The sequence below is a fragment of the Xanthomonas prunicola genome (genome assembly GCF_002846205.1).
In the GTDB taxonomy this organism is placed as follows: domain Bacteria; phylum Pseudomonadota; class Gammaproteobacteria; order Xanthomonadales; family Xanthomonadaceae; genus Xanthomonas; species Xanthomonas prunicola.
This window is the reverse complement of record NZ_PHKV01000015.1, coordinates 19,908-34,624: the sequence shown is the minus strand read 5'-3', so window position 1 is coordinate 34,624 and position 14,717 is coordinate 19,908. Positions and strand designations below refer to the sequence as shown.

The window sequence follows — 14,717 nt, the reverse complement described above, 5'->3', positions numbered from 1 at the left end:
CGCATGTATTCGCTTGCCCGCCCCTTCCTGTTTTCTCTCGATGCCGAGCGCGCCCACGCGCTGGCATTGCGTTCCATCGACACGGCCTACCGCACCGGCACCACGTCGCTGCTGGCCAGGCGCCCGGTACCGCTGCCCACGCCGGCCTTCGGCTTGATGTTCCCCAACCCGGTCGGGCTGGGTGCCGGGCTGGACAAGAACGGCGAGCACATTGATGCGCTGCTTGCGCTTGGCTTTGGCTTTGTCGAAATCGGCACGGTGACGCCGCGCGCGCAGGAAGGCAACCCGAAACCGCGCATGTTCCGGTTGCCCGAATACCAGGCGGTCATCAACCGCATGGGCTTCAACAATCTCGGTGTGGATGCGCTGGTAGCCAACGTCCAGCGCGCGCGTCGCACTGGCGGCCTGCTCGGCATCAACATCGGCAAGAACAAGGACACGCCCAACGAAGAGGCCACCAGCGATTACCGTTACTGCATGGAGCGCGTGTATCCGCTGGCCGACTACATCACGGTCAATATCTCTTCGCCCAATACCGCCGGGTTGCGCGAGTTGCAGGAAGAGCAATCGCTGCGGCGCCTGATTTCCGACTTGCGCGAAACCCAGGAAGCACTGGGCGCACAGCACGGCAAGCGCGTGCCGATGCTGGTGAAGGTCGCGCCCGACCTCAACGACCGCGACATCGATGCCGCCGCACGCGTGCTGGCCGACCTGGCGGTGGACGGCGTGATCGCCACCAACACCACGGTGACGCGCACCTTGATCGCCAATCACCCGTTGGCTGCCGAAGCCGGCGGCCTGTCCGGTGCGCCGCTGCTGGCGCAAGCCACCCTGGTGCTGCGACGTTTGCGCGCGCGCCTGCCCGAATCGATTCCGTTGATCGGCGTGGGCGGCATCAACTCCGGCGCGGATGCGGTGGCCAAGATGGCGGCCGGTGCGAGCCTGGTGCAGTGCTACAGCGGGTTGGTGTATCGCGGCCCGCAGCTCATCGGTGAATGCGTCAACGCAATCCGGCGCCGCCGCGAAGCACCCAGCGGCGGTGCGGTATCGCCGTTATGAGCGATACCACGCAAGCGGGCTGGCAGCTGCGCGAACATGCGCCGCTGCGCGCACTCAATACCTTCCATGTCGATGCCACGGCGCGTTGGTTGCTCAGCGTCCACACGCCCGAGGCATTGCCGCAGGCACTGGCCGCGCCGGAGATCGTCGACCAGCCACTGCTGGTGCTGGGCAGCGGCAGCAATGTCTTGCTGGCTGGCGACCCGCCGGGCTGCGTGCTGTGTTTCGACAACCGCGACACCGCCATCATCGCGCATCATGCCGACCACGCCATCGTGCGTGCCGGCGCAGGCGTGAATTGGCATGCGCTGGTGCTGTACTCGCTGCAGCAAGGGTTGTCGGGGCTGGAAAATCTGGCCTTGATTCCGGGCACTGTAGGCGCCTGCCCGATCCAGAATATCGGAGCGTACGGCGCGCAGGTGAGCGACTTCATCCACGTGGTGGAAGCCTTCGATCGGCACAGCCAGCAGTTCGTGCGGCTGAATGCGGCCGACTGCGCGTTCGGTTATCGCGACAGCGTGTTCAAGCAGCAACCCGAGCGTTATCTGATCGTGGCGGTGGAATTCAATCTGCCGCTGCTGCACGAACTGCGGCTGGACTACGCCGGCATCCGCGAGGAACTGGCGAGCATGGGCGCCGAACTGGCGGGCGCGGCAGATGTCGCGCAGGCGGTGATCAATATCCGTCGCCGCAAGTTGCCCGACCCGGATGTGCTCGGCAATGCAGGCAGCTTTTTCAAGAACCCACTGCTGCCGAGCGAACAGATCGCTGCGTTGCAAGCCAGCTTTGCCGACATGCCGGTGTATCCAGGCGAGCATGCAGGTCAGGGCAAATTGTCGGCTGCCTGGCTGATCGAGCAGTGCGGCTGGAAAGGCAAACGCGAAGGCGACGCCGGCGTGTCGCCCAAGCATGCCCTGGTGCTGGTCAATTACGGCACCGCCAGCGGCGCGCAGCTGCTGGACTTCGCGCGACGCATCGCCGAATCGGTGCGCGAGCGTTATTCGGTGATCCTGGAACCGGAACCGCGCATCATCGGGGCGCATTGGTGACGCCAGCGCAGGTATCGCGGCGTGCCGCGCTGTGGATGCTCACCAGTACCTTCGCCTTCGGTTTGATGGCGATCACCATCCGTCTGGCATCGAGCACGATTGCGACGACCGAGATCGCGTTTTTCCGCAATGCCTTCGGGTTGTTGGCATTGCTGCCGTTGATCGTGCGGGCAGGCAAGCCGCTGCCGCGCACGCGGCAATTGCCGCGATATCTGGCACGCACACTCATCGGCCTGGCCTCGATGCTGTGCGGGTTCTGGGCGATCGGCCATCTGCCATTGTCGCAGGCCATCTCGCTCTCCTACGCCACCCCATTGTTTGTCACCGTGCTGGCAGTGATCTGGCTGCATGAGCAGGTACGGCTGCGTCGCTGGCTGGCGGTGGCGGCGGGTTTTGTCGGCGTGCTGGTGATTTTGCGGCCGGGCTCGTCAACGTTCACGCCCGGCCTGTTGATTGCGCTGCTGGCTGCGGTGATCAGCGCCATCGTCGCGATCCAGATCAAGCAGCTCTCGCGCAGCGACGACTCCGACACCGTGGTGTTCTACACCTATGTCTTCTGGGTGCCCATGTCGCTGATTCCGGCGCTGTTCCAGTGGACCTGGCCGCAGGGGATCGATTGGGTGTGGTTGGTGGCCACCGGTATCTTCGGTACCGCCGGGCAATTGTTCTGGACCCGCGCGCTCAAGCTGGGCGAAGTCTCTGCATTGCAGCCGATCAGCTTCATGCAACTGCCGCTGGTGGCATTGCTGGGCTGGTGGCTGTTCGGCGAGACGATCGAACGCCACACCGTGATCGGCGCGGCCATCATCATCGGCGCCAACGTCTACATCGCCCACCGCGAAACCGTGCTGGCACGCCGCGCTGCCACGCATGCGCCGGTGGAGGGGGCAAAGCCGGGCGAGTGACGCAGCAGCGTTGACGCGATACATGTGGGTGTAACGCGCGCCGCCGCATGCTTCACCACCCGTACCACATCTGCAGCGGTTGCGTTGTCGCGCACTGAGCGTTCGTCGGCGGCCTCTTCGTCACTGGGGTCATGCCACCGAGATCGTATGCGACCATGCAGACGAACCCGCTTGCACCAGGACACTGCACGTGAAAACCATCGGGATGATCGGCGGCATGAGCTGGGAGTCCACCCTGTCCTACTACCGCCATATCAATCAGGCCATCCGCCGCGAACGTGGCGGGCTGCATTCGGCCCGACTGTTGCTGTACAGCGTCGACTTCCACGATATCGAACGCCTGCAGCACGCCGGCGACTGGGAAGGCGCCGGACGCGAGATGGCGGCCGCCGCGCGTTCGCTGCACGCCGGCGGCGCGGACTTCATCGTGCTGTGCACCAACACCATGCATTGCGTCGCCAATGCAATCATCGCTGCAACGCCACTGCCCTTGCTGCATATCGCCGATGCCACCGCCGATGCCTTGCTGGCGGCGGGCATCGCCCGCGTTGGCCTGCTCGGTACGCGCTTCACCATGGAGCAGCCGTTCTATCGCGAACGCCTGCAAGCGCGCAGCCTGGATGTGCTAATACCGCCGGCCGAGGCATGCGAAGTGCTGCATCGGGTGATCTACGACGAACTCTGCCGGGGCGTGATCAAGCCCGAATCGCGCACGTACTTCCGCCAGGTCATGGCCGACCTCGGCCAGCACGGCGCGCAAGCGATCATCCTGGGCTGTACCGAGATTTCGCTGCTGGTCGACAGCACCGATGCGCAGCTGCCGTTGTTCGACACCACTGCACTGCACGCCGAAGCAGCGGCGTTGGCAAGCGTGTCCGATTGATTTGCGACAAAAACCCAGACAACGCGCGATGGCCGAAGCACGCAAGCGTGTTCGCGTGAGGTCTTATGGGCCCTATCGGCATTGCCTCGCGGGAACGACGTAGCGACGGCCCCGCATGGCGGCTAGCATTGGATCCTCGGCGCATTACTACGCTTCAATGGCAATGCGTCGCCACCCGCAACAGGATGCGACTGCATGACCACCGACGCCCCGCCAGCACAGCTCACCGGCAACGACTACAAAACGCTGGGCTTGTCCGCGCTGGGCGGCGCGCTGGAGTTCTACGACTTCATCATCTTCATTTTTTTCGCGAAGGTGCTCGGCGAGTTGTTCTTTCCGCTAGGCATTCCGGAGTGGATGCGGCAGCTACAGACGTTCGGCATCTTTGCTGCCGGCTACCTGATCCGCCCGTTGGGCGGCATCGTGATGGCGCACTTCGGCGACCTGCTCGGCCGCAAACGCATGTTCGCGCTGAGCATCGGATTGATGGCCTTGCCCACGCTTGCCATCGGCGTGCTGCCAACTTACGCACAGATCGGCATCGTCGCGCCGCTACTGCTGTTGACGATGCGCCTACTGCAGGGCGCAGCCATCGGTGGCGAAGTGCCCAGCGCGTGGGTGTTCGTGGCAGAGCACGTTCCTGTGCGGCACAGAGGGCTGGCCTGCGGCACCTTGACCGCCGGTCTGGCTGCCGGCGTGCTGCTCGGGTCACTGTGCGCCGGCGCGCTCAACCGCACGTTCACTGCGTCTGAAATTGTCGACTACGCGTGGCGCCTACCGTTTCTGGCCGGCGGCATCTTCGGCCTGCTGTCGGTGTATTTGCGGCGCTGGCTGCATGAAACGCCGGTGTTCGCCGAGCTGGTCGCCATGCGCGCATTGGCGCGCGAGACGCCACTGAAGGTGGTGCTGCGCGATCATCCGCGCAGCCTGGCACTGGCGTTGTGGCTGACCTGGGTGATCGCGGCCGCAGTGCTGGTGGTGTCGCTGATGACACCCACGCTGCTGCAAAGCGCGTATGGCTATCCGGCGCCAGTCGCGTTGCAGGCCAATCTTCTGGCAGTGCTGCTGCAGGCGATCGGTTCGGTGGTCGCCGGCGCGCTGTCTGACCGCTGGGGCAACGGACGTGTTCTGCTGGCCGGCAGCGTGTTTCTGGGCATCAGCGCATGGCTGTTCTATCGGCTGGCGGGCGACCCGCACCTCCTGTTCCCGCTGTATGCCCTGCTCGGCGCTGCGCTGGGTGTGCTGGGTGCGATTCCACGGGTGATGGTCGAAGCGTTCCCACCGGTCGTTCGTCTGTCCGGTGTCTCGTTCGCCTACAACCTGGGTTATGCCGTGTTCGGCGGCCTGACCCCGCTGCTCGTAGTGATGCTACTCAAGCAGCACCCGATGGGGCCAGCGTATTACGTGATTTTGCTGGCATCTATCGGAGCCATCGTTGGCGCCCGGCTATCGCAACGAGAGCGTACCCGTCACTCTTGATCGGCGAACGGTACGCGCCCAGGCCGCTCCACCGCTCCACCGCTCGGCGTGCGCCAGTGCGGTCGCCGCGCGCCGCGGAACATCACCAGATACAGCCCCACTACCCACACCAAGGCGGCCGACCAACCGCCGAGGATGTCGGAGGGGTAATGCACGCCCAGGTAGATTCGCGACACGCCGACCAGCACCGCGAACAGGCTGGCGGCGATGGTCACCCGCCAGCGCCAGCGCGTGTTCCAGGCCAGCGCAACGACCACTGCGACGAGCGTCATCGAGCCCATCGCATGCCCGCTGGGAAAACTGAAGGTGCTTTCCGGTGCGATCGACTCCCACAGGCTGGGCCGGTCGCGTTGAAAGAACTGCTTGGCACCCATGTTCAACAACGCCGAACCGCCGAAGCCCAGCGCTGCAAAGGTGCCCTCGCGCCAGCGCCGTGACGCCAGCAGCACCAGCACGATCGCGATATCCATCGGGATCACGCCGTACTGGTAGCCCACCTTGGAGATCACCCCGAAAAACGTATCCAGCCCGGGCGTGGCGATGCTGCGCATACTCCACAGCAAGGGTTCGTCGAAATAGACGTTTTCCAGCGCATGCACTTCATCGGCCAGGTCTACGAACAGACCTAGCGGCAGCAGCACACCGGCAAACAGCAGCGCCATGCGCCATGCATTGATGCGTAACCACGCGCTGAAGCCGGCCGGCGATTCAGCCGGCGCGGCGGACATAGGTGCGTTCGACGTACTGATCGATCAAATCGATGAATTCGTAGGCGATGTTTTCGCCACGCAGGGTGACGCTCTTTTCGCCATCGATGAACACCGGCGCCGAAGGCGCTTCGCCCGTACCTGGCAGCGAGATACCGATATTGGCGTGGCGCGATTCGCCCGGGCCGTTGACCACGCAGCCCATCACCGCCAGGGTCATGTTCTCGGCGCCGGGGTTGGAAATCTTCCACTCCGGCATCTTGGCGCGCACGTGGTTCTGCACCACCCCGGCCAGCTCCTGGAAGAACTCGGAGGTGGTGCGGCCACAACCCGGGCAGGCGGTGACCATCGGAGTGAATGCACGTTGGCCGGTGGTCTGCAGCAGCTCCTGCGCGACGATCACTTCCTGGGTACGCGACTGCCCCGGCTCCGGGGTCAGCGAAATACGGATGGTGTCGCCGATGCCTTCCTGCAGCAGCACGCTCAGTGCCGCCGCCGAGGCGACAATGCCTTTGCTACCGATACCGGCTTCGGTCAGGCCCAGATGCAGCGCGAAATCGCAGCGCGCGGCCATGTCGCGATACACCGCGATCAGCTCCTGCACGCCGGACACCTTGGCCGACAGGATGATGCGCTCGCGCGGCAAGCCCAATTCCACCGCACGCTCGGCCGAATCCACAGCCGAGCGGATCAGCGCCTCGCGCAAGACGCGGCCGGCGTCCCACGGCGTTTCGCGCTGCGAATTTTCGTCCATCAGCTGCGTGGCCAGCGACTGGTCCAGCGAGCCCCAGTTGGCGCCGATGCGCACCGGCTTGTCGTACTTGATCGCGAACTCGATCAACTGCGCGAACTGCAGGTCCTTCTTCTTGCCGAAACCGACATTGCCGGGATTGATGCGGTACTTGGCCAGCGCCTCGGCGCAGGCCGGCTCTGCCGCGAGCAACTGATGGCCGTTGTAATGGAAGTCGCCGATCAACGGTACGTCGATCCCCATCATGCGCAGCTTGTCGACGATGCGCGGGATGGCGGCAGCAGACTCGGCATTGTTGACGGTCAGGCGCACCATCTCCGAGCCGGCGCGCCACAACTCGGCCACCTGCTTGACGCTGCCGGCAATGTCGGCAGTGTCGGTGTTGGTCATCGATTGGACGACCACCGGGTGGCCGCCGCCCACGACCACGCTGCCGATTTTGACGGCCTGGGTGATGCGGCGCGGCCAGGCGGTGGCGTCGGCGGGAGGGGTTGGGCGAGTCACGGCGTCGTACATGCCGCTATTTTAGCCTGTCCGTCGTCCGCTCACAGCTGAAGCGCCGTGCGGGCCGCCATCCGGGCCGATGCGACGGTTTGTCGCAGGCCATCACGTCCGTGAGCGCATAGGATTGCCGTGATGAATAGCTCCGACGCTTCCTTCCTGCGGACCCTGTGCAGCCTGCGCTGGCTGGCCACCGCCGGCCAGGCCGCCACCATCCTGGTCGCGACCGGGCTGATGGGTCTGAACCTGCCGCAGCAGCCTCTTTGGGCCGGTGTCGCCGCGCTGGCGGTGTTCAACCTGTATGCGCAGCTGCGTGTCGCCCATCGCGGTGCGGTGAGCCCGGCTACCGAGTTCGGCCACATTCTGGTCGATGTGACGGTGCTGACCTGGATGGTGGGCTGGAGCGGCGGCATCGCCAATCCGTTCGGTTCGTTGTTCCTGGTACTGATCGCACTGGCCGCGTTGGCGCTGCCGTTGAGCTGGGCGATGGCGGTCGCGGCCTCGTGCGTTGCCGGCTATGTCATCAGTGCTGCGTTCGGGCTACCGCTGCCTTACGGCGGCTTCGACCCGCTCACCTTGCACATGTGGGGCATGGCGGCCAATTTCCTGCTGTCCACGGTGGTGGTGCTGGCCTTCGCCACGCGGTTGGCGTTGTCGATGCGCGAACGCGAGCGCGAAATTTCCACCCTGCGCGAGCGCTTCGCGCGTAACGAAGGCATCGTGGCGTTGGCCACCCATGCAGCGTCGGTGGCGCACGAACTCAACACCCCACTGGCCACGATGACGCTGCTGGTCGACGACATTGCCGACCAGTGCGACCAGAACGAGCTGCGCGAAGACCTGGACACGCTGCGCGAGCTGCTGGTGCAGTGCCACGAGCGCGTGCTGGCGCTGGCTCAGCCTGCCGACAACGGCCACCTGAGCCGCGAAGTGGCGGTGCAGGAAGTGCTGGAGCAATGGCGGCTGGTACGCCCTACCATCGAGCTGCGCCGCAACGAGGACGCACCGATGCGGCTGATGCTGCAGCCGGGCGTCAGCCATCTGCTGATGGTGCTGCTCAACAATGCCGCCGATGCCGGCGAACGCGCCGGGCGCCCGCAGATCGATCTGACCCTGCGCGTGGAGCAGGACCATCTCAGCGGCGAGGTGCGCGATTACGGCCCCGGCTTCGACACCGCGCAAGCCATGCTGCCGGGCACCTTGTTCAACAGCGGCAAGCACGACGGCATGGGCGTTGGGCTGGCGCTGTCGCATGCCACCGTCGAGCGCCTGCAAGGCGAGTTGTGGATGCTGCCCGCCGAAGGCAGCGGCGCGCGCGTCGGTTTCCGTCTGCCGCTCTCCGAACACGAGGCACTCGCATGACAAGTCCCCCGATCCGCACCGGCCTGTTGGTCGACGACGACACCTTGTACCTGCGCACGCTGCAACGCAGCCTTGCACGCCGCGGAGTGGAAACGCTCACCGCCACCGATGCGGCCAGCGCGTTGTCCACTGCACGCAGCGCGCTGCCGGACTTTGCGTTGATCGATCTCAAGCTCGGCCACGATTCCGGCCTGAGCCTGATCCAGCCGCTGCGCGAGATCCGCGCCGACATGCGCATTCTGCTGGTCACCGGTTACGCAAGCATTGCCACGGCGGTGGAGGCAATCAAACTCGGCGCCGACGATTACCTGCCAAAGCCAGCCAACATCCCCACCATCATGCGGGCGCTGGGCGAAGAGGACGACGATCTGCCCGAGCCGGATGAAGAAGAAACAGCGCAGGAGATGATGACGCCGCTCAGCCGCCTGCAATGGGAGCACATCCAGCAGGCGCTGCACGAAACCGGCGGCAACGTATCGGCGGCGGCACGCCTGCTCGGCATGCACCGCCGCTCCCTGCAGCGCAAGCTGACGAAGCGGCCAAGCCCTGGGCCGTTACGCTAGCCGTGCCGTTGCGAGTTGGCGTCGCGACGTCGACCCGTTCGTTTTATCGAGTGAGGTCCGATACGTAAGTCAAACGCTGATTGAGTCGAGGGTGCGGTGCCCTCACCACTCGCCGGACGCGCCATGAATCCGTCCCTGGAGGCTCCTTGACGGCAATGGATGCCGCCAAAGAAAGCACAAGCACGTACTTGCAGCGTGTCCCACGCTGGTGGGTGGGCAAGGGCCCTGCAGCGAACGCAAAGTCCAGTCCGCGGTGACCTCACCTAGCCAGACCGTTAACTGCCTGCTTATCGACGCTATGCACGCTGACCATATTGACTGGTCCTCCCAGCAACAACGCAGATCGCCCGTTTGCAGTGCCCTCTCCACACGCGCTGAAAAATCACAGATTCTGACTGCAGGGCTTCAAGCTCAGCGCGGGCCGAATACGCTGGCTCTGCGCGAGGTCGCTGCGATGCCATCGGTGCCCAATATCAAGTTGTGGCCCCAGGTGCTCAGTTTTGCGGAATTCCAGCCGATCGCGATGTCCAGCGATTGCGTGCTGCTGTCGTTGCCCGACCACGACCAGCCCATATAGCCGACGTTGTAGTCGCGTGCACGGCGCATGATCGCCGCTTCGTCCACGTGCGCACCGCGATGGTCGCCACCGAATTCGCCGATTACCAACGCCAGCTTTTTATCGCTGAAGGCGCGCAAATACGTGTTGACCGTGGCATCGCTGCCGAACACTTCGTACATGTGCACGCTGAAAATCAGGTTGCGTCGGCTGTCGCGCGCGAGCAGGGCAGCAGCGTTATCGCGCATGTAGAACTGCCAATCCTGGCCCCAGTTCGGCGCATCCACCATCAACGCATGAGTCAATCCATTCTTGCGCAAGGTCGCGATGGCGTTGGCATGTCCGTTGACCCATTCGCTGGCACTGAGGCGGTTCCCGAACGGTTCGTTGGCGATATTGATGACCACATGGTCTTCGTTGCCGACCAGCGCCTTGCGGATGCTGACCCAGTAATTGGTCGCATTGACCAGATTCGCCGCTGCGGTGTCTTCGCCATACCCGGTGGTGTCGTGGACCTCCAGCACGGCGATCAAGCCCAGGCTTTTGCAGCGGGCGATGATGCGTGCCACGTCCGCTTCCGGCGTGCGCGTCCAGCGGTAGCCGGAACTAAGCACGATGCGCACGCTATTAGCGCCGGTGGCGGCGATGGCAGCCAACGCCGCATCGGTACGGCCCGCATACCAGGCATGCGGAAGATTGACGCCGCGCAGGACCAAGACATTGCCATTGGACTCGCGCAACTGCGTGCCGGAGACAGTGAGCCCGGCATGGGCGGCAGATGACAGCGCCAGACCGGCGACGAGTAACAGCGTGCGTTGTGCAAAAGACAGCAATGCGTTCACGATGATTCCAAATAAGAGCGACAAACCTGCGATGGCGGAACCCACGGCACGAGTGAAGACCGTGTCAATTCGTCAGATATACGAGTCGCACGCGCATCACAAAGCGGAGATCTACCAACAATCATGGGTCGCATCAGCAATGCAAGATGGTTGCGCCAAGTGAGCATTGCTGCGGGTAAGACAATGATCGGCAGCGCACGCCGAATATTTAGTCGCTTTCGCTGCGCGAAACGTGCGTCGTGCATCGTGGTTTGAACCCCCATTCCCGCTTGAGCAAATCCCGGTTGCTCGAAAGAGCTGCGTCGCGCTGTTGCGCCACCCGAATGGCGTCATGGAGCGCGTGCGGTGTACTTCTGGCGCAGGGGCCATAAGCACCAGCGCAGCCCACGGACCGCCCGGCCGCAACTGAACGGAGTCAATCACCTCCAATCAAGGGATTACGCTTCAGGCCGATACGGGCACATGACTTCCCTGCCCGCCCCCATTGAATCCCTTCTTCCGCCAACGATGGACGAGTCCACACGGCTCGCAGTGCTGCGCGGCCTGTGCCTGCTGGATTCGCCACCAGACCCGGTGTTCGACACCGTTGCCGCCATGGCAGCAAGCAGCATGGGGACGGAAATTGGGCTGGTGTCACTGGTGGACGAACACCGCCAGTGGTTCAAGGCCCGCACTGGCCTGGAAGCGCGCGAGACTCCACGCAGCCAGGCGTTCTGCGCGCACGCGATCCGCTCGGACGACGTGATGGTGGTACCGGATGCGCGGCTGGATCCGCGCTTCTGCGACAACCCGCTGGTGCTGGGGCCGCCATTCATTCGCTTCTACGCCGGCGCACCACTCAAGCTGCGCGATGGCCACAGCATCGGCACCTTGTGCGTGATCGGCACCAGCCCGCGCGCGGGACTGGACGCAGTCGCGATCACTCAGCTGGAAGGCCTGCGCGACCTGGCCGTGCTGCGCGTGGAGAACCTGCGCAGCACTACCTACCGCGATGGTCCAACCGGGCTACCCAATCGCTCGCGTTTCAGCGAAGACCTGGATACCTGGCTGTCGCAACGCGACACCGCACCGGCCACCACGGCGGTGGCCATCGACGTCTGCGGCAGCGATTACTTGCGCGACATGGTCAAGGCGCTTGGCTGGGAATACGCAGATGGCTATGTCGCCATGGCACAGCGCCGCCTGACTGCCTATCTGCCCGGCCGCACCCTGCTGTATCGGTTGGACCCCACCACCTTCGGCTTCCTGGCGCAGGCCGAAGGCCAGCGCCTGGCCACGCTGTGCACCAAGATCTCCAAGGCGTTCACCGAGCCGCTGGATCATCAGGGCATCCCGCATACCGCGGTGGCTTCGATCGGCGCGGTCTCGCTGCAGTCCAGCTACGGCGCCGCCGACACCATTCGCTCGCTGACCACCGCGGTGGATATCGCGCGCGAGCGCTGCATCCCGTGGAGCATGTACGAGCGCAAGCACGATGTTGCCCAGCGCAATACCTTCCGCCTGCTCGCTGCGCTGCCCGCCGCCCTGGACAGCAACAGCCAGTTGCGCCTGCACTATCAACCACGCGTGGATCTGCACGATCACCGCTGCGTGGGCGTGGAAGCATTGCTGCGCTGGCAGCACCCGATGATCGGCCCGGTGGTGCCGTCGGACTTCATTCCGATGGCCGAAAAAACTGCGCTGATCAACCGCATCACCGCCTGGGTCATCGACAACGGCATCGCGCAGGCAGCGCGCTGGCAGCAGCAAGGCCTAGACTTCAATCTGGCCTTGAACGTGTCGGCTGCCGATCTGGATCGCCCCGGCTTTGCCGGCCTGCTGCGACGCGGCCTGGATCGCTACAAGCTGGACCCACGCCGGCTGGAAATCGAATTCACCGAAAGTGCGATGATCCGACACCCCGAACACCTGGCCGAACAACTGGCTGCCATCGCAGCGCTGGGCGTGCATATCGCCATTGACGACTTCGGCACCGGCTACAGTAATTTCAGCTATCTCAAGCAGCTGCCGGCCAGTTCGTTGAAGATCGATCAATCTTTCATCCGCTCGTTGCCGGACAGCCGCACCGACCGCACTCTGGTGCCGGCGATGATCCAGCTCGGCCACAGTCTGGGGCAGCGTGTGGTCGCCGAAGGCATCGAGTCGGCGGAGGCATACACGCAATTGCGCGCCTGGGGCTGCGATGAAGGCCAGGGCTACTGGATCGCCAAACCGATGCCTGCCGCCGCACTGGAAACCTGGCTGGAAACGCCGTGGCATGAGCAACATGCCGCGCCGATCAACCTGCTTGCCGCCAGCCTGGCCGCGTCACGCGTCTAGAGCAGCACCAGAAACGCAGGCGTCAAACGCAACGCGGCGCGGCACCTCGGTGCCGCGCCGCGTTGCGTTTGACGACATCAACGTGCCGGTGTGGGCTTACCAGAACACCGTGTACAACACGATCAGGATCGCGATGACGCCCGCTGCGCCGATCTTGAAACCCAGCGTGGTGCCGTAGGCCACGTCGTTGGTGCGGATCAGATCGCGTGCCTGCGTGGCCGGCGTCAGCAGCGACACCACCACTGCCAGCACCAATGCAGCGACGAACACCACGCCGATGCGGTCCATGAACGGCAGCTCGGGCCACGCAAACTTGAGCGCGAACGACAGCACCACCGAACCAATCGCCGCGGTCAGCGCGCCAGCTTCGTTGGCACGCTTCCAGAACAGGCCCAGCATGAAGATCACCACCACGCCGGGGGTAAAGAAGCCGGTGAATTCCTGGATGAACTGGAAGCCCTGATCGAAGTTGCCCAGCAGCGGCCGCGCGGTGAGGATGCCGATCAGCACCGACACGGCGGCCACGATACGGCCCACGCGCACCAGTTGCTTCTGTTCGGTCTGCGGGCGGAACTTGGCGTAGAAATCCAGCGTGAAGATCGTCGCCACCGAATTGATCTTCGACGCCAGCGAGGCGACGATCGCCGCCACCAACGCAGCGAACACCAGGCCCAGGATGCCGGTCGGCAACAGCTGCATCATGGTCGGGTAGGCCTGATCGGGCTTGGCCAGATCCGGCGCCAGTACCACTGCGGCGATACCCGGCACCACGATCACCAACGGCATCAGCAGCTTCAGGAACGCCGCAAACACCATGCCCTTCTGCGCCTCGCCGATGTTCTTGGCCGCCAGTGCGCGCTGGATGATGTACTGATTGAAACCCCAGTAACTGATGTTCATCACCCACAGCCCGCCCAGCAGCACGCTCAGGCCGGGCAGGTCCTTGTAGAACGGGTTGTCCTTGGTCAGGATCATGTGGAAGTGCTCGGGGTGCGCATTCCACAGGTGTTGGAAGCCGGCCAGCACGCCGGCGCCATCGCCGATGCGCGCCAGGGTCAGCCCAGCCACCAGTAGCCCGCCCAGCACCAGCAGGGTGACCTGCACGATATCGGTCAGCGCCACCGCCTTCAGTCCGCCGTACAGCTGGTAGACCAGCGCGAATACGCCGATCAATGCCAGCGCCAGGGTCTGGTCCATGCCGGTGACCTGGCTGACCGCGATCGACCCCAGCCACAGGATCGAGGTCAGGTTGACGAACACGTACAACAGCAGCCAGAACACCGCCATCAGCGTGCGAATCCACTTGCCGTAGCGCTGTTCCAGGAACTGCGGCATGGTGTAGATGCCGTTGCGCAGGAAGATCGGCAGGAAGAACTTGCCGACGATCAGCAGCGTCAGCGCCGCCATCCATTCGTAGGACGCGATCGCCAGACCGATGGCATAACCGGAACCGGCCATGCCGATGATCTGTTCGGCCGAAATGTTCGCAGCGATCAGCGAGGCGCCGATCGCCCACCACGGCAATGACTTGCTGGCCAGGAAGTAATCCTCGGCACTCTTGCTGTGGCCTGCCTTCTCGCGCGACACCCACTGCGCGAGTACGAAGATGCCGGTCAGGTAGACCAGCACGATCACGATATCCAACGTCGCCAAACCCACTGCACTCTCCTGTCTGGCTCTGGGGTGTGCGTCGAACGTTGGACAAGCCTGCAGAATGCCGCCGCAACGCATCGCGTGCGCG

The 14,717-nt window shown here is 64.3% G+C and carries 12 protein-coding genes; 8 read left to right on the top strand and 4 right to left on the bottom strand.

Features of this window, described 5'->3' with window-relative positions; genetic code table 11:
• The first annotated feature begins 3 nt into the window (after positions 1-3).
• The 5 genes from XpruCFBP8353_RS21555 to XpruCFBP8353_RS21535 all read left to right on the top strand — a co-directional run bounded on the left by XpruCFBP8353_RS21555 (position 4) and on the right by XpruCFBP8353_RS21535 (position 5,375).
• Positions 4-1,059: a quinone-dependent dihydroorotate dehydrogenase gene (locus XpruCFBP8353_RS21555; protein ID WP_101365053.1), complete on the top strand. Its 1,056-nt coding sequence runs from the start codon at positions 4-6 to the stop codon at positions 1,057-1,059.
• Positions 1,056-2,108, top strand: a complete 1,053-nt coding sequence (gene murB / locus XpruCFBP8353_RS21550) for a UDP-N-acetylmuramate dehydrogenase (protein ID WP_101365052.1) — start codon at positions 1,056-1,058, stop codon at positions 2,106-2,108. Before XpruCFBP8353_RS21555 ends, murB begins: the two co-directional genes overlap by 4 nt.
• Complete coding sequence (locus tag XpruCFBP8353_RS21545) at positions 2,102-3,013, top strand: DMT family transporter (RefSeq protein WP_162301151.1); 912 nt, start codon at positions 2,102-2,104, stop codon at positions 3,011-3,013. The genes murB and XpruCFBP8353_RS21545 overlap by 7 nt, the downstream gene beginning before the upstream one ends.
• Positions 3,014-3,218: 205 nt before the next feature.
• Complete coding sequence (locus XpruCFBP8353_RS21540) at positions 3,219-3,896, top strand: aspartate/glutamate racemase family protein (protein WP_101365051.1); 678 nt, start codon at positions 3,219-3,221, stop codon at positions 3,894-3,896.
• Positions 3,897-4,091: 195 nt separating this feature from the next.
• Positions 4,092-5,375, top strand: a complete 1,284-nt coding sequence (locus XpruCFBP8353_RS21535) for an MFS transporter (protein ID WP_101365050.1) — start codon at positions 4,092-4,094, stop codon at positions 5,373-5,375.
• On the opposite strand, the gene XpruCFBP8353_RS21530 is transcribed toward XpruCFBP8353_RS21535, so the two are convergent.
• Positions 5,366-6,103 carry a phosphatase PAP2 family protein gene (locus tag XpruCFBP8353_RS21530; protein WP_101365049.1) on the bottom strand — a complete coding sequence of 246 codons (738 nt, stop codon included), beginning with the start codon at positions 6,101-6,103 and terminating at the stop codon, positions 5,366-5,368. The genes XpruCFBP8353_RS21535 and XpruCFBP8353_RS21530 overlap by 10 nt on opposite strands.
• Positions 6,084-7,349 (bottom strand): flavodoxin-dependent (E)-4-hydroxy-3-methylbut-2-enyl-diphosphate synthase, encoded by a 1,266-nt coding sequence (gene ispG, locus XpruCFBP8353_RS21525; RefSeq protein WP_101365048.1) that lies wholly within the window; start codon positions 7,347-7,349, stop codon positions 6,084-6,086. Before ispG ends, XpruCFBP8353_RS21530 begins: the two co-directional genes overlap by 20 nt.
• A 120-nt stretch (positions 7,350-7,469) precedes the next feature.
• Here ispG and XpruCFBP8353_RS21520 point away from each other — a divergent pair, with 120 nt between their 5' ends.
• Entirely contained in the window at positions 7,470-8,696 is a 1,227-nt protein-coding gene (locus tag XpruCFBP8353_RS21520) for an ATP-binding protein (protein ID WP_162301150.1), read from the top strand.
• Positions 8,693-9,259: a response regulator transcription factor gene (locus XpruCFBP8353_RS21515; RefSeq protein ID WP_101365046.1), complete on the top strand. Its 567-nt coding sequence runs from the start codon at positions 8,693-8,695 to the stop codon at positions 9,257-9,259. The genes XpruCFBP8353_RS21520 and XpruCFBP8353_RS21515 overlap by 4 nt, the downstream gene beginning before the upstream one ends.
• A gap of 411 nt (positions 9,260-9,670) precedes the next feature.
• Here XpruCFBP8353_RS21515 and XpruCFBP8353_RS21510 read toward each other — a convergent pair whose 3' ends face one another.
• Positions 9,671-10,657: a cellulase family glycosylhydrolase gene (locus tag XpruCFBP8353_RS21510; protein ID WP_101365077.1), complete on the bottom strand. Its 987-nt coding sequence runs from the start codon at positions 10,655-10,657 to the stop codon at positions 9,671-9,673.
• A 462-nt stretch (positions 10,658-11,119) separates the two neighbouring features.
• Here XpruCFBP8353_RS21510 and XpruCFBP8353_RS21505 point away from each other — a divergent pair, with 462 nt between their 5' ends.
• Positions 11,120-12,976, top strand: coding sequence for a sensor domain-containing phosphodiesterase (locus XpruCFBP8353_RS21505; RefSeq protein ID WP_101365045.1), 1,857 nt, complete (start codon positions 11,120-11,122; stop codon positions 12,974-12,976).
• 96 nt (positions 12,977-13,072) lie between these two features.
• On the opposite strand, the gene XpruCFBP8353_RS21500 is transcribed toward XpruCFBP8353_RS21505, so the two are convergent.
• On the bottom strand, positions 13,073-14,635 hold the full coding sequence (locus tag XpruCFBP8353_RS21500) for a sodium/sugar symporter (RefSeq protein ID WP_101365044.1): 1,563 nt from the start codon (positions 14,633-14,635) through the stop codon (positions 13,073-13,075).
• Between the last annotated feature and the right edge of the window lie 82 nt (positions 14,636-14,717).